The sequence below is a fragment of the Nioella aestuarii genome (genome assembly GCF_050896395.1).
Taxonomy (GTDB): domain Bacteria; phylum Pseudomonadota; class Alphaproteobacteria; order Rhodobacterales; family Rhodobacteraceae; genus Nioella; species Nioella aestuarii.
Map to the genome: position 1 here is coordinate 1 of NZ_JBPBBA010000054.1, position 19855 is coordinate 19855.

Sequence of the window (19855 nt, forward strand, 5' to 3'; positions counted from 1 at the left end):
GCTGAGAAGCATGCCGTCGTCATCCATGGGAAGGGACAACAGCAGGGCGTCCAGCCGGTGCAGGTCATCGTCGCTCATGTCTCGAAGGGCCAGCACACGGTCGTGGCCGCTGCGATCCGTCAGGCCTTTGAACAACCGGACCGCAGCCATGCCGCCGAGACATGGCATCGCGTGGCGGATCAGGTTCGACCCCGCTGGCCCAAGCTCGCCGATCTGATGGACGCCAGCGAACATGACGTGCTGGCCTACATGGCCTTTCCCCGCCAGCACCGGACCAAGCTGCACTCGACCAACCCCATCGAACGCCTCAACAAAGAGGTCAAACGCCGCGCCGACGTCGTGGGAATCTTTCCCAATGAAGCCTCGATCATGCGTTTGATCGGTGCGGTCCTGTTCGAGCAGAATGACGAATGGCAGACATCAAGCCGCTACATGATGGTCGAGGCCTTCGCCCAAATCGACAAGGAGGAGATCGACCCCATCCTCAGCATTGCCACAAAAGCCGCCTGATCATGACCTCAGGCCATCTCGCAATTTACACCACCTTGACGGACGTGACCTGCAGCAGGATCTTTGCCACCGTTCTGCGGTCGATCCCAAAAAGACGACCAGCTGCACTTTTGCTCATACCATCAACATGGCACGCCCGACGGACACGGTTGTATAAGTCCACAGAATACATCTCCCCACCCTCCGCTCATCGGCTTCAGGTGTCAGATTGCGGAATTTTACTCCGCGACGGTCAGATCATCAGACCGTTTCTGTGGGCATTTTGTCTCCGGGATTCACAGCTGCAGTTGCACGCCCTGGCTTACAACCTGGCCACCTTCTTTCGCTGCATCGCGCTGCCCGAAGAAATGGCGGATTGGTCGCTCACCAGCCTCCAACTCAAACTGATCCGCTGCCTGGCAGGTGATGCTTGCATCACCGAGAAGGAAGATCGGGGCGCGTGTCGTCCGCCACGCCCGCGCCATCACCTTCCAGCTGGCCGAGGTCGCCGTCACCTGCTCGATGGTACGCGCCATCCTCGCTGCTATCCGCCGATTGCGAACGCCACCGCTATGCGCATGAACGCGATCCGGACCAAAACTGAACGAAAGCGGCAGGACAGGTCTATCCGCTGCGCTGAATAACACCGCCATCAGGCAGGGGCGTTGCGGCTTCGCGGCTCCATCCGCCCAGCTCCAGACGTCTGCGCGACCGCAGACAACCCTCGGTGCTAAAAATGCTTGCTTGGCGGGCTGATGCAGCCAATTATAGCCCCTGAAGACAGACCACTTGGGGAATGTCGGCTGAACGGATGGGTTGGGAAAAGGTCTTGTAGAAGTAAACGAAACAGATGGGTCAGAACGAAACTGAAATGATGTGTGGCGAGCAAGCGTCAAAACCGGTCGGAACTATCCCTGCTCGCGCGTTTCAAGCTTAGACTGTAGCAATGCTGTTGACACCGGTCAATGTTGCATAGACGAGTTTGTCCTGATCGTTTCGCGCCGGTGGTCCGCCGCTCCGAACGCGTCTTGACCATCCGGGGGCGGTTTACCTCGGTCGTGACTAGTCGTAGTACTTCTTACATAAGTACGCCCATACATACGTCCGTGAATGCCGTTGAATTTTGAGTTTGCAGCCTGGCTCCAAGCCGCTTTGGACCGCGCGAAATCTTGCCTCACTGGCTTGGTTGGATATGCCGAGCTCAAAACAACTAGGGAAAAATGAGAGCTATCGAAAACTCATTTTGGCTTCAGCCAAGCCTTGCGATTTTTGTCAGTTTTCTGGCCATTACATATTTCTCATCGCCTACCTTGTTCTTTCCGACTGGAATTATGGGAGATCTTGCTGCAGACATGTTGCATGGAGAGGCTCTCAATCGTGGAGAATGGCTTACGACGGGACACTATTCGCGGTTCAAATTCAATCACCCAGGCCCGTTCTTTTTCTATTGGAATCTTCCTTTTGAATTGGCCTTGGAGCCTTATGTCGGCCGCTTAAAGGCATGGCTTTGGGGCAGCGTCGTTTTGAATAGCATGCTGGTAGGTGCTAGTGCCACAGCACTGACACGGTACTTTGTGCCTGGTGGCGCGTTAGGACTCTCCGGCGCCATCGCCCTGCTCATGTCCACATTAATGGGTGCTGACCTAGGAGTCGTTTGGCTGCCAACGCGCATCGAGGCTCCTTTCCTCGCATTTTTGATTGCCCTTTTGTGGCTGGCCGTGCGCGATCTTCGCGCGTTGGCTCCCACTGTCGCATTGTTAGGAATACTTGTGCACGGCTATATCACAATGGTTTTGCTTGCCTTGCCATTAGTATTCGTGGCCTTGGCGCTGGCTCGGTCAGCGACTATGCCCTGGCCTTCACGGCTTGAAGTGCAACGCGCGGTTCTTTCGGCTGCCTTTGTGGGGAGCGTCTTCTTGCTGCCGTTGTTGGTCGAACTTTTCAAGCTACCCGACGGTAATTTTGGAGCCATTATTGCTGCTTTGGGCGCTGCGCAGCAGGGCGGATCGGCAGGATGGGGCGATCTCCGTCATGCCATTAACGGCATTCTCGCCCCCCAAGCGTCTGCCTTGCTTCTTTTTTCGCTGGCCATTTTGTTTGCAAGCTACTCGATCACACAGCTCAAAGCTGGTGGAGTGCGACTTTCTGTGATCCCAGTTTTGGGCGTTTCAACCTTTGCGACGACCTTGCTGGCCTATTTGGGCACACCAACTCCAGTGCCGTTACACATTATGTTGCACTTTCGGCCTCTTGCCAGTTTGGTCGCAGCGACGGTGATCATCATCTGTTTTCTGGGGCTCAGTGCGCGGAAGAGAGGACGGCGAACGGCGGTTGCGCTTGGGCTTTCGCTTGGCTTTGTCGCCATGCTTTCGCTGCCGGATTTCACGCCCACCCGGGTGTTTTCGGGAGACGCTCCGCGCAACTACCCTCCTCAACCCTGGATCGACCAAGCCGCAGCTCATTTGGCAGAAACCGGTGGTGCAATAACCATTAGCTTTGTCGATAACGCAATGTGGGAGGAGGTGGCAGGTATGCTCGTTTGGCTGATTGATCGCGACATTCGCGCCTGCACGACGCGCCTTGACATGGCTTTTCTCTTCACTGAGTCGGGGGTGTGTGAAGATGGGACAGTACCACGTTTCGAGGTTGTTTCGGAAAGCGCTTGTAATGGACTATGTAGTTTTTCACAGAGTGGTTTGGCGATAATCCGCACCCATGCGCCTTTTTAGGCTGCTGGCGCAGTTGGGTTGAGGAGTGTCAGGAACTCTGTGTATCGGCCGTCGGCCCGGTTCCATCCTGACCGCCGTCAACCGCCCAGCGGCGAGAAGTGATGCTTGAACATTATGGCGAAATGATTCACCGCTGTCAGCCACGATCTGACGGTTCGCGAGGTAGATCCGCTTCTCGGTGGCGTCCACGGAAGGGAACGAGCCCTGCGCCTTGATCGATTTCCGGATCACCCTGTTCAGGCTCTCAATGGCGTTCGTGGTGTAGATCACCCGGCGGATTTCCGGGCTGAAGACAAAGAACGGGATCACCTCCCGCCAAGCTCGGCGCCAGGGCCTGGGCGATTGAGGGATATTGCTCTAAAAGTGTGTGGCGCACGAAACACTTGCGGTGGCCATGAAGCTCGGCCTTCAGCTTCTCGATCTGGTAGGCCTGAGACTGGATGTGCCGGGCCATCTGCTCGCTGACGGCCCGCAGTGCATCAGGATCTTCAGGCAGGGATTTGAAGGCCTCCAGCATGGCCTCATCCCTACCAGATCAGCCCATGAGGGGGAATACAAAACCGCGTTGCCTGATCGAGAACCTGCGCGGCTGGTGGGTCAAAGAGATGGCCGAAATGAAGGTTGCCCGGAGGGCGGACTCCAACACGCTCAAACGCACCCTCTCCGCGACCCACGACCAGTTCCGTCTGGCCTATTCCCCTCTTACTTCTTCCCTCTTATAGGGATTATTACTATCTCAACCGCTCAAAAGACCGGAAGCCCCTTATTTTTAAGGCCGAAACCTGAGCGGTTAGCCGAATTGCTCTCATCGCTCACAACCGCTCAACCGCTCAACCGACGAAAACGGCTGTCCAGCCAACGGTTCGTGGAAAAATTGGGAGCCCACCTCCCGGATCGCCCGACTGCCCGGCAAACCGACCGCCGCGTCGAGCGCGCCCGCCCCGGCCAGCGATCAAGCCTCCTGACCTGGAACCGGGCAAATCAAGCCTCCGGGCTTGCCGTCTGTGCGTTCATGCGGAGGTCGCTTTGGGGGTGGGCCCGGATACCCTGAATCCCCGCACACAAAATGGGGCATACGCCCCGAGATTATGAGCAATATCGAACACATGGACGAATATTATGAGTCAAAACGCAGGTAATATAGGAGTGTCCCCTAGTTAGTGTACCGAATCGTCTAATATCGCGCTCCGCGCCCCCCGTGACAGGGCAACCGGGTCAGGAAGGACCCGGAGCGAAGTCCGAATCGAGGGTTCGAATCCCACCTCCTCCATGGCCATCATCCTTCAAGCCATCATGCGAGACCAAACTGAATTCAACGCCGTCTGACACCCACCAACTGAGGATTACTACAACAACCTTGTTCCCTTCGGGAACTCTGCCTGAGGGAGGGCGCAGGACTCGACGTGTATTCTGTAGCCGCAAGCCAATTTTGACTGCGGCTCCAGCCTTGCCGACCTACACGCAGCCAGCGCATTTTTAAGCCCCGGAGCCCGAAGAGAACGAAAGCAACCTCAGACATCGGCATGAAAAGCTCGGAGAATGCTTTGACGTATTCGAGAGCGAAATAAGCCTGATTGTCTGATGCTGCCAGATGCACCCATGGCTGAGATCCCCGGATAAGCTGTCCTTCGAAGAACCGCATTGTCGTTGCCCAGTGATAGACTGGAACTATTCCATATTGAATTCTGCGATTTGTGACTTGGCATGTCGATAAAAAGTATTCACGTGCTGTCCCCGGGAAACAGCGCAAGCTTAGCTCCTATGTAATCTCATGCGGATCGAGGATGTGTGGCGATTTTTTTCTCCTGATACTGTCCGGAGAGCCATGAAGGCTTTGTCCGTAGGTCGTCGAACACCGTAATCAAATGGCTTCCAAGGCGCGTGATGGCGGTGGTCAATTCGCCATGAATGCCGGCAGCCAAAGCGAGAGAATTGGAAATGCTACAAGAATGACCAGCGTAACGAGATCGGTCACGATGAACCACGATACTCCGCGGAAAATCTCGGGCAGCGACACCAGCCGCCCCACGGCGCCTTTCAGCACGAAGCAGTTCAGCCCGACGGGCGGTGTGACCAAACCGATCTCCAGCAACTTGATGACCAGGATTCCAAACCAGATCATGTCGATCCCCAGCGCGCCGGTCAGTGGCATGAGGATCGGCAGCGTCAGCAGCATGATCCCGATGGAGTCCAGGAACATCCCCAGCACGATATAGATCAGGGCGACGAGGGCGATCACCCCGATCGGGCCTGCTCCGGTTGCCACAAGTGCATCGGCGAGTTCTCTCGGCAGGCCCGTGAGCGCCATCAGGCGACCGAGCATGGCCGTGCCGATCACGACGATGAAGAGCGACGCGGTGCCGATTACCGTCAGCCGAGCAGCTTTGAGAAAGGCAGCCAACGTCAGTTGGCGGCGAAAGGCGGCGACGACCATCACGGCCACCGACGCGCATGCTCCGGCTTCGGTCGGCGTGAACCAGCCTTCCAGGATTCCCCCCAGAACGAACAGGATGATGAGCGGCAGCGGTGAGGCGCTAGCCAGCGCCTGCCAGCGTTCCCGGGCGGTAAATTGCTCCTGCACTGGCGGCGCAAGGCTCGGGTCCAATCTGACCCGCACGATCACCATCACAGCATAAAGCAATGCCGAGAGAATGCCCGGGACAACCCCGGCGAGGAACAGCGCGCCTACCGATACTTCGGTAATCGTGCCATATATGATCATCAATAGGCTCGGCGGAATGAGCGAGCCCAGAGTGCCCGACGAGGCTACGACCCCCGCGGCGAGACTAGGCTTGTAGCCGTGACGTACCATTTCTGGCACCGCGATCCGTCCCATGGCGGCCGTAGTAGCCACCGATGACCCGGAGGCAGCCGCCAGCGCGGCACAGCTTGCCACCGAAGTCAGGGCAAGCCCGCCGGGAAGGCGGGACAAGAGGACGCGCATTGAACTGAACAGACCCTCGGTCAGATTGGTGGTCGAGCCGATGTAGCCCATGAGCAGAAACATCGGGATTGCGGTCATGTTCCAGTCCCCGACAAGTGGGAAAGGAACCGACGAGGCCATCGAGAGGGCCGCTCGCCAGTTCAGAAGATAGGCGAAGGCGAAAATCGCGACGATGCCGAAGGCTGCGCCGATGTGAACGCGAAGCGCGACAAGCCCCATGCTCGCGACAATGGCGATGATGCTGACCCAGATATCGCTCATGACACTGCCCCCATAGAAACCCAGTCAACCATCGATGAGGCTTTCGGATTCACCATCGAGGTCGAACTTCGGGTCGGTCGCAGCCTGCCATGCGTGAAGGAAGGCCGTTGTCACGGCGAAGAAAAACCCTATGGGCAGCACGAATTTGACCGGCCAGATCGGAATTATGACCGCAGTCATCAGAAGCTCGCCGATTTCGTATGCGTCCCAGGCGACATGCGAGGTCCGGTAGAGCATTAGAGCGTAGAAGGCTGCCGCCACGAGATAGGCGAAAGTTTCAACCACGCGTCGCGCAACCGGGCCCAGCGCCTTCACCGCTAAGTCGACTGTGATGTGCTCGCGCTCCATCTCTAGAAGGCCCAGAGGCAGGAATGTCAGGATCACCATATGATAGGCGCTCATGATCTCTAAGTTGCCCTGGATCGGCCCGCCCGCCACGGCGCGCATCACAACATCGGCAATGGTCTGCGCTAGAAGAAGCACCAGCGCTATAATGGCAACCGTCGCCAGAGCGCGGGAACTGGCCCAAAGTAATCGTTCAACCAAGGTGCATGTCCCATCTCCGGTTTCGGGATTGGTGGTTGCCTGTTGCCTCATGCAAAAAGACAGCCTGCCTACGAAAAGGGCCACGCGCACCACAGGGGCGCGCGCGACCGAGATATCAGATCAATTCGACTCGCCGTAGGTCGCCGGATCAATCCTGTCGTAGACCTCGGCGTGCAGAATGGCCGAGAGCTGATCGGGCGACTCGACGTCGGCCACCAGCCCGACCCACTTCTGGTAAAGTGCGTCGAAACGGTCGATGATGCCTTGCGCCTCTTCGGTGGACATTCCGAAGCGTTCCTCGGCGGCGGAGAGGGCAAGTTGCAGGGCGTCATCCTGCGCGAAGGTAGCCGCCGACGCGGTCATCTCTTCGCTTGCCATGATCACTTCGACACCATCGGTCGCTTGGGCCCGCTCCAAAACTTCCTGCTCGGCCTCGAGATCGCGGAACTGGAAGCCCACGATGCTTGCGACAGCGCCGTCGAGCATCGCTGAACGGTCCTCGACCGAGAGCTCGTTCCATGTGCCGCGATTGATTGCTACGTTCCACCCCGCAAAATACGAGCTAAGCTCAGGCAGAATCGTCATGGAGTTGGCGACGTCCCAGAGCGAATACACGGTCATGCCGGACGGGTAGATCGTTGTGCAGTCGAGCTGTCCCCGGTCGAGCCCCTGGAAACTTTCCGAAGAGGGCACGGCCACGGGAATGGCCCCCACGGATTCAATCCAGCCCGCGACTGCGGCAACGGTCGACCGGATGCGCATGCCCTGCATGTCCTCGAGCGTACGGATCGGCGTATTGCAGATCAGGGAATAGGCGGGCGTTGCCCAAGGCGCGAGCACCACGAAGCCGCCGCTTTCCTGTCGCGCCAGCATTGCGGGATCTGTCATCCAGAATTCCGCATATGCGCCGACGATGGCCATCGGGTCCGGGTACCGCATTGCCATGAATGCAAGAAGGCTGTCTTCGGGAAGGTCGGAAGGTGTGAACGTGCCGGCATGGCAGGTAAGCGCAGCGACACCGTCACGCAGGCCCGACAAATGCTCGCCCGGCGGCAGAAGCGCGGAGCCCGATGTGTGCCGGATGGTGATGTCGGTAGCTGCCTCTACTGTTTCGATGAACGACTCATAGCCCGGTGCATTGGCCGGGTTGAGCGGCGGAAGCCAGCAACTGGAGTTCAGAGTCTGTGCAGAGGAGGTGACGGCCGAGCCGACCACGATCGCAGTCGCGGCAGCGCCCGTCAGCGCCATCAATTGGAGTTGTTTCATCTTGACATCGCCCCTTTCTAGGATCACCGCTTGACCGTATCCTTGATTCAAAAAAAATCAAGTGATATCAAATAGATATAAGGTACGCAGGTGAAGTGTATAAGTCGCATTAATGAAGCTTTCAGGCTCCACAGAGGGCCTTCTGCCCGCGGGAATGACGGCGGAGTCCGGGGGGGTCTTCATGCCGAGACTGGGCCGCAATGAAACGGGAAACCCATCCTTTCCAACGCGCTAACGAGGGCAGGTTTCCGTCTGGCACGTTTGTCGCCGCCGAGGATTTCGCGCCGTTTCTTCGCGACTGGACGGGCCGTGAGCTTGGGCAACCCGTCGCGGTCGCGCGACCGGTTTCGACGGCCGAGGTCGCTGAACTGGTCCGAATCGCCGGGGAAACATCACTGCCTGTCGTGGCCGCCGGGGGGCGCACCGGCCTCAACCGAGGGACAGACGGTGCGGGCGCGCTGGTTATTAGCCTCGATAGGATGACCGATACTCGCGACGTGGCGGAGGATTCTACCTCGGCGACGGTTTCGGCAGGTGTGACGGTCGCAGCGCTGCGCAAACTTGCAATCAACATCGGCGCACGTTTCCCGCTCAGTTTTGGCGCCGAGGGCTCCTCACAGATCGGCGGTGCGCTATCGACGAATGCGGGCGGTTCGTCCGCGCTGCGCTTCGGCTCGGCGCGCCAACTATGCCTTGGAATCGAGGTCGTCCTGCCCGACGGCCGGATCCTCAGCGCGCTTTCACCGCTTCAGAAAGACAATACTGGACTGGACCTGAAGCATCTCTTCATCGGGGCGGAGGGGACGCTTGGCATCATAACTGCGGCAACCATGCGACTCGTTCCAGCAGAGGACGAAAGGGCGTGTTCCGTCGTATCTGTTCCCGATATCGGCCGTGCCACGCACCTGCTGAGGCGATTGAAATCTGGCTGTTCTGTAGGGTTGGACGCCGTGGAATTCATGTCGCAGAGCTTTGTCCGCCGCGCCGCCGCTCTCACCCGTGCGCCGTTGAAGGATCACGCCGACGTCGTGCTCGTCGAACTGTCCCTTCCGACCGGTTCGATGGGTCGTGCCAGCGATATTCTTGAGAGATTGCTAGGTGCGGCCATGGAGGCCGGCGAGATTACCGATGCCGTTATCGCACGATCGGAAGCTGACAGGGCCGATTTCTGGGCGCTGCGCGAAAGAGCTGCCGAAGTTGCTGTCGCGACACAACCCGCTCTGATGATCGACGTCTCCCTTCCCACGGCTGGTCTAGAGAAGTTCAGCATGCAGGCCGGAGCGTTGATCCGTCGCCTCGACGAACGCGCCGAGTGGATGACGACTGGTCATCTCGGCGACGGAAACCTCCACTTGACTGTCTGGCCCGGCGACAAGAGTCCCGAACACAATGCGGCGTTCAAGAGCGAAATCGAAGCTCTGGCCGTTAGCCTCGGCGGCAGCTTCTCGGCCGAGCATGGAATCGGCTTCGACAAGCTCGACGCGATGCGGCGCTTCAAAGACGATGTGGAGCTGGACGTAATGCGGCGGATCAAGTTGGCGCTCGATCCCGAAAACATGATGAATCCGGGCCGGGTCTACCCCGACCTCACGCTCACGGAAGAGACGTTGAAAGGAAAGACATGACTGACACTGAAACAAAAACCGGCGGCGAGGCGCTTGTTGATGCGCTTCTGGCTAACGGCATTGATACCATCTTTGGTTTGCCAGGCGTCCAGCTTGACCCGTTCTTCGCGGCGCTGTTCGACAGTCAGGACCGGCTGCACGTCATCAATGCGCGGCACGAACAGGGTGTGGCCTACATGGCTTATGGCTACGCTCAGTCCACAGGAAAGACTGGTGTCTACTCAGTCGTTCCCGGGCCGGGCATGTTGAACACCACAGCGGCCCTTTCGACGGCATATTCCTGCAATACGCCCGTTCTGCTTGTCACTGGCCAGATCCCGTCAGCGCTGATCGGAGCGAAACGTGGTCAGCTTCACGAATTGCCTGACCAATTGGGCATTCTCGAACGGCTTACTAAGAAGGCCCTGCGGATGCGTCATCCCGCCGAGGCAGGCGAGACGCTCAACGCTCTTCTGTACGAGATGTGGTCGGGCCGCCCTGGCCCCGTGGCGATCGAGGCCGCCCCGGACATCCTGGCGATCACAGCTCCGACACGGACCACAGTCGCGGCAGAGATGCCGGTCGCGCCGCCGTTTGACGCCGACAAGGTGGCGCAAGCAGCGCGCATTCTCGGACAAGCCGAGCGCCCGATGATCCTCGTAGGTGGCGGGGCCTTTCACGCGTCTGAGGAAATCACAGCCCTCGCCAGAATGTTGTCTGCACCGGTTCAGTCCTGGATGCTGGGCCGGGGTGTCGTCGATGACCGGACGGGCCTTTCGGTGAACCGCCCCGCCGCCGGACAGTGGTGGCGCGAGACCGATGCGGTGCTTTGCATCGGCTCGAGGGGGGAATACGAACGGGCCACGTGGGGACTGGACCGGGACATGTCTTTCATTCACGTCGACATCGACCCAGAGGAACTGACACGCGCATGGACCCCTGACATCGGGATCCTCGGCGACGCACGCGACGTCGCTGCGGCACTCCTCGAGGCCATCCCTGCAGAGAACCGCAAACGCCCGGGGCGTATCGAAGAAATCGCGGCGCTGCGCGATCGCACACGGGCCTATCTGGATGAGAAACTGGGGCCGCAGATGGCGTGGCTCGACGCGATGCGTCGCGCGCTGCCCGAAGATGGTTTCTTCGTCGAGGAGTTCACCCAGGTCGGTTACGTCTCCCGGATCGGGTTTCCGGCCTATTTCCCCCGCTCGATCGTAACGCCCGGCTACCAGGGAACGCTGGGCTACGGCTATGCCACGGCGTTGGGCGTTCAAGTCGCACATCCTGACAAGTGCGTGCTGTCCGTTTCCGGCGATGGCGGATTCCTGTTCACGGCCAACGAGATCGCGACGGCAGTGCACTACAATCTGCCGCTCGTCTCGGTCGTCTTCGCTGACGGTGCTTATGGAAACGTGCAGCGCATTCAGCGCGACCTGTACGGCAACCGCATTCTGGCGACCAATTTCACCAACCCTGACTTTGTGAAGTACGCTGAGAGTTTCGGGGCCGACGGGCGGCGTGCACGAACGCCCGAAGAACTGGGAGTGTCACTAACAGAAGCTTTCAAGGCGCGCCGCCCGACCGTGATCGAGGTGCCAGTCGGCCAGTTTCCCGACCCATGGCCGATCTTCATGGCAAAGCCGCCGAAAGGGCAGGGACGCAAGGCGATGCCGGATTACGGTGCCGAAGCGGCGAACCCGTTTGAATAAGGCGGGCTTATTCCCCTGAGCCGATCCGTGATTTCTCGGTCTTTTCGAAAGGCAATAGGATGCGGTCAATCGCTAGACAAGGTTTGACCTGAGATGCCACTGCGAGCGAAACGTGATGTCTTCATCACCTGCGCCGTCACCGGCGCAGGCTCAACGCAAGACAAGTCTCCGCATGTCCCGCGGTCGCCCAAGGAAATTGCAGATGCAGCCATTGACGCTGCGAAGGCAGGTGCCGCAATCGTGCATTGCCATGTGCGCGATCCTGAATCCGGGGCGCCGTCCCGCGACCCGGCGCTCTATCGAGAAGTCACCGAGCGTATCCGGGCCAGCGAGACCGATGTCGTTCTGAACCTAACCGGCGGTATGGGCGGCGACATCTACTTCGGCCCGAATGATGCTCCAATGAACCTCGGCCCGCGCACCGACATGGCCGGAGCCGCGGATCGGGTCGCGCACATCGTTGACTGTCGGCCCGAGATCTGCACGCTCGATTGCGGCACGATGAATTTCGCAGAGGCAAATTACGTACAGACTAACACCCCAGGGATGTTGGACGCGATGGCCCGACAGATGGTCGAGGCCGACGTCTGCATTGAAATCGAGGCTTTCGATACTGGTCACCTCTGGCTTGCCAAGAACATGGCCGAACGCGGTATCCTTCCCACACCCGCCCTCGTGCAACTTTGCATGGGCGTTCCGTGGGGGGCGCCCAACGACCTGAATACATTCCTTGCCATGGTGAACGCGGTGCCGAAGGAATGGACGTTCTCGGCCTTCTCCCTTGGCCGTGATGAAATGCCCTACGTGGCGGCGGCGGTCCTGGCGGGCGGCCACGTCAGGGTCGGCCTCGAAGACAACCTGTACCTCAGCCGCGGCGAACTGGGCACGAACGCACAGCTTGTCGAAAAGGCGGTCGGACTCGTCGAGGGCCTCGGCTCGCGTGTGCTTGGTCCTTCGGAGGTTCGCGAGCGCCTCGCGCTGACCCGTCGCGACCCGGTATAGAAAATCAGCAAGGAGGTTCCATGCGCATCGACTTGCGCGTCGTCCCGCCGTTTTACGGTCTATTTCCTCGGCCACCATGCGGCGCGCAATCACCGAACTACATGGCGAAACCGGGCACCAGCTGGGATCCAATGATTCTCGGCAACTCAGTGCTTCAGGACAAGGTCCTGTCCGCGACCGATTGCATGCTTCTGCAGCAGCGCGTGGTGTCAGAGTTGTTGGACACAGCGCCAAAGGCCAGCGTCAAGGATAAGTGGCTGGGGGGCTGAACGCGAAAGCATTGCTGGAGCGGATTGCGAGATGAGATGGACGGCGAGCAATCTGCAGCCCGCACCCTGCCGCTTAATGCCGCCAGATGTCTCCGTGCGTATCGAGGACATCGGCAAAGGCTTGGGTGAACCCGTCAAAATCTTCATCCTGAAGTGCCAGATTCAGCGAAATGTAGCCGCGATCTGCAAAGGTGTAGCCGCGCATCAACATCTCGAGGTGGATGAGTTTCCGACGGCCGGGCAGTGGGTCCTTCGCATCCTCAGGGCGGCGCAGCGTTCCTGAAACCGAATGGATGCACATGATCGAGCCTGAACCGGTGATCTGGATGGTCGTACCTTTCTCTCGGGCGATCGCGTTCAGCCGCGCCTTCAGAGTTTCGCCCTTTTCGAATAGCGCATCAGCTGCCTCTTCGGTGAATACCTTGCTCAGCGCGGCAAAGCCTGCCGCCATGGTCAGGACGTTGTTGTTGAACGTCCCTGCATGAGACAGAAAACTGGCCGAGGTCGGGTCGAAAAGCGCCATGATGTCCTTGCGCCCTCCGAATGCGCCGAAGCTGCACCCGCCGCCGAGATATTTTCCAAGCGTCGTCATGTCGGGTGTGATTCCCAGCCGTTTCTGCAACCCGCCGCCGGACATGCGCGAGGTCATTACCTCGTCGAAGATCAGAACAATCCCGTGCTTTGTCGCCGCATCCCGCAACGCCTGAAGGAACTCCGGGTCTGCATTCATGCAGCCACCGGACCCCATCATCGGCTCAAGCAATATCGCCGCCAGATCGCCGGCTTTGGCCTCGATCAATGCCAGCGTCGCCTCGATGTCGTTGAACGTGGCGAAGACATAGTCGAACGGGGCGTTCACCGGTGAGGTGCGGCTGCCGAAATAGAGCACACCACCGTGGTAGCCACCGTCAAACACCATGATCTTGTTGCGTTTCGTGAAGGCGCGTGCCGCCCCCAGCGCCATCATGTTCGCCTCGGTCCCCGAATTGGTAAACCGCACGAGGTCGATCGACGGGAAGCGCTTGCAGATGAGCTCCGCAAACGGCGCCTCCCAGCGGTTCGGAGCGCCCAGCGTCATGCCGCCATCGACGGCCTCGCGGATCGCTGCCTGGATGACGTCGTTCGAGCGACCGTAAAGCCCCGCGGAATACTCGCCCAGAAAGTCGGTGTAGACATGCCCGTCGAGGTCTTCGATCTTAGCGCCTTTGCCTTGAACGATGCCTACAGGGAAGGGATCGTAGTGCAGGACCGTTCGCGTGTTGCCTCCTGGCATGAACGACCGCGCGGCCTCGAAGCGCGCATGGCTCTTTGGGTTTGCTTCCGTAAAGCGCCGCTCGACTTCTCCGAGGGCGGCCCCAAGGGTATTATGCACCACACCGGGATGCGCCGTTTCGATAGCCATTTGCTGTCACCTGTCACTTGTGCGCCCGGACTGGCGGGCGGGTTTCAGGTTGGCAATCTGCCGGGAGGGGCGAAAAACTTCAAATTATGCCTCACGTTCGCAGGATAAGCGAATTTTATAGACCTTCAAAGCTTCTGCACTTCTCTCCATCGCTCCTCGAAACCCGCTACGCTTGTTTCCATCGAAGACACGAAACTGCGGGCCAAGCGTGAGACCGGTCTGTTCTTCGGAAATGCGGCATAGGCGGCAGTCGCGATGCGCGGCTCGAACGGTCGATAGACGATATTCGGATTTTCTTCTGCATTAAAGAGCTGAAATGAATCCACGATTGCGATGCCAAGACCATGAGCTACCAGACGCTGCGCGGTATGCAGAAAACGCACCTCGAACTGTCCTTTCGATTCCGCGTCGTAGGATTCAAAAGCGCTCGTGATCACCGGACCCAGCCAGTACGACTTGCTGAGTGAAATCATCTTGTGCCCTTCGAGGTCAGAGGGCTTAAGAACTGGCAGCTTCTCTAGCGGATGGCCCTTCGGCATCGCGCAGATAAGGTCCACCCGCGCCAAACGGCTTATATGCATCGTGTCGGTATCAGGTTCGGTATAAAAAACACCGACGTCCGCCTCTCCGAGACTGAGAGACCGCCAAACATATTCGACCGTCCCCGAATTGAGCGCGATCGTTACGTCCGGGTGACGGCCGTGATAATGCTCAAGGGCAGTCGGAACTAGGGTTTCGGCGAGGCTTGTCGTGCAGGCGATGGTCAGTGCCCCGATCTGGGCATCCTTGAGGCGGGTTGCTGTGAACCGCACGGTTTCGAACGCCTCGAAAACTATGCGAGCGTCGTCGTAAATCAGCTTTGCGTCGGGCGTCGGGATCAGCCGACCGTGCTTGCGAAGAAACAGCTCCACCTTAAGTTGGTCTTCGAGGTGCTTAATCGCGATGCTGACCGCCGGTTGTGTGACGTTCAGCACTTTCGCCGCAGCAACGGTCGAGCCCGTCTGCATGACCGCGCCGAAGATTTCCAACTGTCGGATGTTCATGGCTTTCCCCGAAAATTTGCCGCTCACCGAATATAAGCGATATTAATCTGAACGGGTGCAGTCAATTCACCCTGGCACCTTCGCCGGCCCTGGCGCGTCCCGCAAATGCCGAAGATCTGAGCGGTAAGGCAAGGTTCGATCAGAAGGCAATTAACAGGACTTATTCCCTGGACCGCAATGATGATTTGCAGCCCGCACATCGCGCCCTGTAGCACGAGGAGGATCTTAAGACTGCGGGGAGGGTGCGCGCAGCCGGCGTCCGAACGTCTCGGTCGATGTGCTGCGACCACCCGCCCCGATGAGGAGAAGCGCAATGCGTATCGGAATCGATATCGGCGGAACGTTCACAGATATCGTCGGTCATGCCGGCGACAGTATCTACTTTGCCAAGGCGCCGTCATCCGCCGACGTCGTTCAGGGTGTCGCCGACGGTGTCGCGCTGATGCTCAGAAACGCCGGGGTCGACCCCGCCCAGACCGACATCAAGATTGAGCACGTGCACGGCACCACTGTGGCGACCAACGCATTGCTCGAAGGCAAGGGAGCGGTGGTCGCCGTTCTCTCGACCCGCGGGCATCAGGATGCGCTCGAACTCGGACGCATGAAGCGCGCCAAGCTCTACGACCTGCATGCCGACGCCGAAACGCCCTGGCACCTCGCGCCGGGCCGCCAGCGCATCGGCATCAACGAACGCATCGACGGGCGCGGCAACGTTCAGACGCCGCTCGATGAAGACCAGGTGCTGGTCGAGGTTGGCCGCCTGGTCGAGCGCTATGGCGTGCAATCGGTTGCGGTCTGCTATCTGAACAGTCACCTCAACCCGGTCCACGAGCTTCGAACGGCCGAGATCATCGAAGAGCATTTTCCCGACCTCAAGGTTTCGCTCTCTTGCAGGATCAATCCGACGTTCCGTGAATACGAACGGGTCTGCTGCACGGCTTTCGACGCCTATGTGCGGCCCATCGTCGAGAATTACGTCACGCAACTTGCCTCACACCTAAAAGACGGCGAGCGCAGCCTTCTGCTAATGCAGTCGCGCGGCGGCATTGCCTCGGCCAATATGGCTACGTCGAAGCCGGTGACCATGTTTCTCTCGGGGCCGGCGGGGGGTGTCGTCGGCTCGCGCTTCACAGGCGGGCTTTCAGGTCGCGACAACCTCATTACCTTTGACGTCGGCGGCACGAGCACCGATGTCGCCCTGATCCGCAACGGTGAAGTGTCGATCACACAGGAGGGCCGGATCGGAAAATACCCACTCCGGGTGCCCATGGTGGGCATGGAAACCATCGGCTCGGGCGGCGGCTCGATCGCCTGGGTCGATGCTGGCGGCGGCCTTCGCGTAGGTCCGCACAGTGCGGGGTCGAACCCCGGACCCGCCTGTTACAAGCGCGGTGGCACCGAGCCGACAGCGACCGACGCCATTGCCGTTCTGGGGTACATCAACCCCGAATGGTTCGCCGACGGTACGATGACGCTCGACGTTGCCGGGTCTCGGAAGGTGCTGAAAACTCTGGGCGAGAAGCTCGACCTGTCGACGACCGAGGCCGCACTCGGCGTCTACCGCATCCTCGTCTCGCAAATGGCAGACGCGATCAAGCTTGTGACCATCAAGAAGGGTGTCGATCCGCGTGACTTTACGCTGCTGTCTTTTGGCGGTGGCGGCGGCATGTTCTCCACGGCGGTGGCGCGCTCGCTTGGCATCCGCGAGGTGCTCGTGCCGCGTAGCCCTGGTACGCTGTCAGCCTTCGGCCTATTGGTGTCAAACTTCGAGGTCGACAAGGTCCGCAGCCATTACGTCAAGTCGCCCGGCGCCGGGGACACCGCCGCGGTCGAGGCGGCGTATCGCGAAATGGAGGCCGAGGGTGAGGACGAACTTGGCAAAGAGGGGCTGGAAGGCGCTCGGGTCGAGCGCCGGCGTAGCGCCGACATCCGCTACCTCGGTCAAGCCTACGAAATCGAGACGCCAGTTGCTGAGGGTGTGTTCGACGAGGTCGCGCTGCACCATTTGAAGGACAGCTTCCACGCCCGCCACGCCGAGGTTTACGGCTACAGCGACACCGCGCGTGATATCGAGATCATCGCGCTCCGCTCCGTCAGCTTTCAGCGTCCCGAGGAAACCCGACCCGAATTGATCGTCGGAACGTTGCGCGACGATGGCACGCCAGAACCCGTCGGGCTCAGGAGGGGTGTTTTCGAGGATACCGGTGAAGTCGATTGCCCGGTCTACCGCCGGGATTCGTTGCCGGTTGGAAGCATCATCGCCGGCCCCTGTATCGTCGAACAGGCCGACACCACCACCGTGGTCCTCAAGGGACAGTCGGCCAGCGTAGACAAGGCCGGCAACATGTTCATCCGCGAAGACAAAGGAGCCGACCATGTCGCTTGATCACGCCGCCAACGACACCACCACGATCGACCCGGTCACGCTCGAGATCATCCGCAACAGGCTGGAAACGATCGCCGACGCTATGCAGAACACGCTTCTGCGTAGCGCAGTCTCCGTGATACTGAAGGAGGGCGAGGACGGCTCTTCGGGCCTCGTGACCCGCGGCGGCGAGATGATGGCGCAGGCCTGCTCGAACCCCATTCACCTCACGGTCATGCCGACGGCGGTGCAGGCGGTCTGCGCCAAGTATCCCGTCGAAAAAATGGTGCCTGGTGATGTCTTCATCCTGAACGACCCTTACAACGGCGGCACTCATTTGCCCGACATCCTTATGGTCATGCCTGTCTTCGCCGATGGCAAGGATGGCGGCGAAATCTGGGGCTTTTCGGTCTCGCTCGGTCATCACGAGGATGTGGGCGGCATAGATCCTGGTTCGATGTCGGCGCGTTCGACCGAGCTGAACCAGGAAGGGCTGGTCATCCCGCCGTCGCCCTGGCTTCGGTCCTATGAGCAGGATACGACCACCCGCGACTTCGTGCGATACAATTCGCGTGTACCGGACATCGTCCTCGGCGATCTCGATGCGCAACTCGCCACGTGTTATCTCGGCGCGCGGTCGCTCAACGAATGCGTGCGTGAATTCGGCCTCGAAACCATGAAACTCGCGGTCGACCAGTTGTTCGCTCAGGCCGAGCGGGCAGTCCGGACACATATCGAAACCATACCTGATGGCGAATACACATTCGTGGATTATGCCGAGAGCCTCACACCGGGCCTCGACCGGCTCGAAGTGCACACAAAGGTGACCGTCAAGGGTAGCGACATCCACGTCGATTTCACCGGTACCGCGCCGCAGCAACCCGCACCGACCAACGTGAACCTCGCTGGAGCGCAATCTGCCGTCCACACGATCATCCGAGGTCTAACCGACCCTGACGCGCCTCTGAATGACGGGGCGATCCGCCCGATCACCGTGACAGCACCTGAGGGCTGCATGTTCAATCCGCAGCGGCCCGCCGCTATCGCGCTGCGCTACCAGGTCTCGAACCGGGCGAACTGCTCGGTGCTCGGTGCACTCTCGAAGGTCATTCCCGAACGTGTCATCGCGGCCTCCCATGGTGGCAATCACGTAATTTCCTTCGGCGGGATCAATTGGGACGGCACACGCTATGGCTCGTCCGACTTGATCGCTGGCGGCCTGGGAGCACGGCCCGAAAAGGACGGCATCGACCATATCGAGCACGGCGGTGCGAACTGCCAGATGCCGCCGGCCGAGGCATGGGAAAACCACCACCCCATTGAGATCGTCGAACATACACCGATCGTGGATTCAGGTGGAGCGGGCAAGACCCGGGGTGGCCTCGGTGTCCGGCGGACCCACAAGATCCTGAAAGGTCCGGTTGTGAGCTGCCACCGCGCCGAGCGTTACAACTCGGTGCCCTGGGGCGTCCTCGGCGGCTTGCCGGGCAGCGCTGGCAAGGCATGGATAGAGCGTGCCAATGGCACCACCGAGCCAGTCCACGCCAAGCAAGTGATCGAGCTCCAGACCGGCGACGCAATCGTCCGCGAGACCTCCGGCGGCGGCGGCTACGGCGACCCGCTGGAGCGCGACGCCGATCTCGTCGCACTCGATGTGCAGAACCGTAAGGTAAGCCGCGAAGCTGCCTACCGTGACTACGGTGTGGTCCTCGACGAACGCGATGAGGCCGATCCCGAAGCCACGAAAGCCCGCCGCGCCGAACTCGCGGCCGAACGAGGTCCGATCACCTGGGTTCTCGACCGCGGAGCGGATGGCCGAGTCTAGGCGCTGTCAGAGGAAACTGACTTGAGACGGGCAGGGCGGTCTTGTAGCGTCCAGCCATGCCCAAACGATCGCCATTTCGCTGTTTTAAAGCATCCGATCTTTAACCTGAGGCATATCCGGCAGCCTTGAAGTAGTTCCAACATTCGTCCTGAGGGTTTCGTCAATAAAGACAACGCGCTCTGGCCGGGCCGAAACAGCCGGCAGGCGATGGGAAATCCAGTCTTCGCGCTGTTTCCTTACCCTTGCGCGGCGTCGCTCGGTCGCGACCAACGTCTTTTTTTGTACGTGAAGCCGAGTTTGCGCAGGGAACGGCCAATTGGAATGCCCCTTCTGAATTGGTCCACCGTTATGTTTAGGAAACGGAGGACAGAGAATGGCGAACAAGCGACACAAGCCAGAGG

15 protein-coding genes and 3 pseudogenes are annotated in these 19855 nt (G+C 59.7%); 10 read left to right on the forward strand and 8 right to left on the reverse strand.

Annotation, left to right across the window (positions count from 1 at the left end):
• The 3 genes and pseudogenes from ACROHD_RS19380 to ACROHD_RS19390 all read left to right on the forward strand — a co-directional run.
• Positions 1–510, forward strand: a 510-nt coding sequence (locus ACROHD_RS19380) for a transposase (protein WP_432680059.1), incomplete at its 5' end; no start/stop codon positions are given.
• A 278-nt stretch (positions 511–788) separates the two neighbouring features.
• A pseudogene (locus tag ACROHD_RS19385) lies at positions 789–1071 on the forward strand (transposase); the annotation flags it as partial.
• Positions 1072–1709: 638 nt separating this feature from the next.
• Positions 1710–3218, forward strand: coding sequence for a hypothetical protein (locus ACROHD_RS19390; RefSeq protein WP_432680060.1), 1509 nt, complete (start codon positions 1710–1712; stop codon positions 3216–3218).
• Positions 3219–3341: 123 nt separating this feature from the next.
• Here ACROHD_RS19390 and ACROHD_RS19395 read toward each other — a convergent pair.
• Both ACROHD_RS19395 and ACROHD_RS19400 read right to left on the reverse strand, forming a co-directional pair.
• Positions 3342–3548: pseudogene (locus ACROHD_RS19395) on the reverse strand (transposase); the annotation flags it as partial.
• A complete protein-coding gene (locus tag ACROHD_RS19400) occupies positions 3463–3735 on the reverse strand; it encodes a hypothetical protein (protein ID WP_432680073.1) in 273 nt (90 codons plus the stop codon). The pseudogene ACROHD_RS19395 and the gene ACROHD_RS19400, both read right to left, overlap by 86 nt.
• 25 nt (positions 3736–3760) lie before the next feature.
• Here ACROHD_RS19400 and ACROHD_RS19405 point away from each other — a divergent pair, with 25 nt between their 5' ends.
• Positions 3761–3940, forward strand: coding sequence for a VapE domain-containing protein (locus ACROHD_RS19405; protein WP_432680061.1), 180 nt, complete (start codon positions 3761–3763; stop codon positions 3938–3940).
• Positions 3941–5112: 1172 nt separating this feature from the next.
• Here the strand turns inward: ACROHD_RS19405 and ACROHD_RS19410 are convergent.
• From ACROHD_RS19410 to ACROHD_RS19420, 3 genes are all read right to left on the reverse strand, one after another.
• Complete coding sequence (locus ACROHD_RS19410; protein WP_432680062.1) at positions 5113–6423, reverse strand: TRAP transporter large permease; 1311 nt, start codon at positions 6421–6423, stop codon at positions 5113–5115.
• Positions 6424–6447: 24 nt separating this feature from the next.
• The gene (locus ACROHD_RS19415) at positions 6448–7020 is read right to left on the reverse strand and encodes a TRAP transporter small permease (protein WP_432680063.1); all 573 of its coding nucleotides are present in this window, start codon (positions 7018–7020) and stop codon (positions 6448–6450) included.
• A 69-nt stretch (positions 7021–7089) separates the two neighbouring features.
• Positions 7090–8235: a C4-dicarboxylate TRAP transporter substrate-binding protein gene (locus ACROHD_RS19420; RefSeq protein WP_432680064.1), complete on the reverse strand. Its 1146-nt coding sequence runs from the start codon at positions 8233–8235 to the stop codon at positions 7090–7092.
• Positions 8236–8435: 200 nt separating this feature from the next.
• On the opposite strand from ACROHD_RS19420, the gene ACROHD_RS19425 reads away from it, so the two are divergent.
• The 4 genes from ACROHD_RS19425 (at position 8436) to ACROHD_RS19440 (ending at position 12819) form a co-directional block, all read left to right on the forward strand.
• On the forward strand, positions 8436–9860 hold the full coding sequence (locus ACROHD_RS19425; RefSeq protein WP_432680065.1) for an FAD-binding oxidoreductase: 1425 nt from the start codon (positions 8436–8438) through the stop codon (positions 9858–9860).
• On the forward strand, positions 9857–11548 hold the full coding sequence (locus ACROHD_RS19430; protein ID WP_432680066.1) for a thiamine pyrophosphate-dependent enzyme: 1692 nt from the start codon (positions 9857–9859) through the stop codon (positions 11546–11548). Before ACROHD_RS19425 ends, ACROHD_RS19430 begins: the two co-directional genes overlap by 4 nt.
• Positions 11549–11641: 93 nt before the next feature.
• Positions 11642–12550 (forward strand): beta-keto acid cleavage family enzyme, encoded by a 909-nt coding sequence (locus ACROHD_RS19435; protein ID WP_432680067.1) that lies wholly within the window; start codon positions 11642–11644, stop codon positions 12548–12550.
• A 20-nt stretch (positions 12551–12570) separates the two neighbouring features.
• Entirely contained in the window at positions 12571–12819 is a 249-nt protein-coding gene (locus tag ACROHD_RS19440) for a hypothetical protein (RefSeq protein WP_432680068.1), read from the forward strand.
• A 73-nt stretch (positions 12820–12892) separates the two neighbouring features.
• On the opposite strand, the gene ACROHD_RS19445 is transcribed toward ACROHD_RS19440, so the two are convergent.
• Positions 12893–14221 carry an aspartate aminotransferase family protein gene (locus ACROHD_RS19445; protein ID WP_432680069.1) on the reverse strand — a complete coding sequence of 443 codons (1329 nt, stop codon included), beginning with the start codon at positions 14219–14221 and terminating at the stop codon, positions 12893–12895.
• Positions 14222–14346: 125 nt separating this feature from the next.
• Positions 14347–15264, reverse strand: coding sequence for a LysR family transcriptional regulator (locus tag ACROHD_RS19450; RefSeq protein ID WP_432680070.1), 918 nt, complete (start codon positions 15262–15264; stop codon positions 14347–14349).
• Between the two features lie 313 nt (positions 15265–15577).
• Here ACROHD_RS19450 and ACROHD_RS19455 point away from each other — a divergent pair, with 313 nt between their 5' ends.
• The gene (locus tag ACROHD_RS19455) at positions 15578–17650 is read left to right on the forward strand and encodes a hydantoinase/oxoprolinase family protein (protein WP_432680071.1); all 2073 of its coding nucleotides are present in this window, start codon (positions 15578–15580) and stop codon (positions 17648–17650) included.
• On the forward strand, positions 17640–19454 hold the full coding sequence (locus ACROHD_RS19460; RefSeq protein ID WP_432680072.1) for a hydantoinase B/oxoprolinase family protein: 1815 nt from the start codon (positions 17640–17642) through the stop codon (positions 19452–19454). The genes ACROHD_RS19455 and ACROHD_RS19460 overlap by 11 nt, the downstream gene beginning before the upstream one ends.
• Positions 19455–19538: 84 nt before the next feature.
• Here ACROHD_RS19460 and ACROHD_RS19465 read toward each other — a convergent pair.
• Positions 19539–19855: pseudogene (locus ACROHD_RS19465) on the reverse strand (hypothetical protein); the annotation flags it as partial.

Bases quoted from the DNA above. Each gene is read 5' to 3' on its own strand.
- ACROHD_RS19390 (WP_432680060.1), top strand. From the start codon at position 1,710: ATGAGAGCTATCGAAAACTCATTTTGGCTTCAGCCAAGCCTTGCGATT.
- ACROHD_RS19460 (WP_432680072.1), top strand. From the start codon at position 17,640: ATGTCGCTTGATCACGCCGCCAACGACACCACCACGATCGACCCGGTC.
- ACROHD_RS19410 (WP_432680062.1), bottom strand. From the start codon at position 6,423: ATGAGCGATATCTGGGTCAGCATCATCGCCATTGTCGCGAGCATGGGG.
- ACROHD_RS19445 (WP_432680069.1), bottom strand. From the start codon at position 14,221: ATGGCTATCGAAACGGCGCATCCCGGTGTGGTGCATAATACCCTTGGG.
- ACROHD_RS19405 (WP_432680061.1), top strand. From the start codon at position 3,761: ATGAGGGGGAATACAAAACCGCGTTGCCTGATCGAGAACCTGCGCGGC.
- ACROHD_RS19455 (WP_432680071.1), top strand. From the start codon at position 15,578: ATGCGTATCGGAATCGATATCGGCGGAACGTTCACAGATATCGTCGGT.
- ACROHD_RS19450 (WP_432680070.1), bottom strand. From the start codon at position 15,264: ATGAACATCCGACAGTTGGAAATCTTCGGCGCGGTCATGCAGACGGGC.
- ACROHD_RS19440 (WP_432680068.1), top strand. From the start codon at position 12,571: ATGCGCATCGACTTGCGCGTCGTCCCGCCGTTTTACGGTCTATTTCCT.
- ACROHD_RS19435 (WP_432680067.1), top strand. From the start codon at position 11,642: ATGCCACTGCGAGCGAAACGTGATGTCTTCATCACCTGCGCCGTCACC.
- ACROHD_RS19425 (WP_432680065.1), top strand. From the start codon at position 8,436: ATGAAACGGGAAACCCATCCTTTCCAACGCGCTAACGAGGGCAGGTTT.
- ACROHD_RS19400 (WP_432680073.1), bottom strand. From the start codon at position 3,735: ATGCTGGAGGCCTTCAAATCCCTGCCTGAAGATCCTGATGCACTGCGG.
- ACROHD_RS19430 (WP_432680066.1), top strand. From the start codon at position 9,857: ATGACTGACACTGAAACAAAAACCGGCGGCGAGGCGCTTGTTGATGCG.
- ACROHD_RS19415 (WP_432680063.1), bottom strand. From the start codon at position 7,020: ATGAGGCAACAGGCAACCACCAATCCCGAAACCGGAGATGGGACATGC.
- ACROHD_RS19420 (WP_432680064.1), bottom strand. From the start codon at position 8,235: ATGAAACAACTCCAATTGATGGCGCTGACGGGCGCTGCCGCGACTGCG.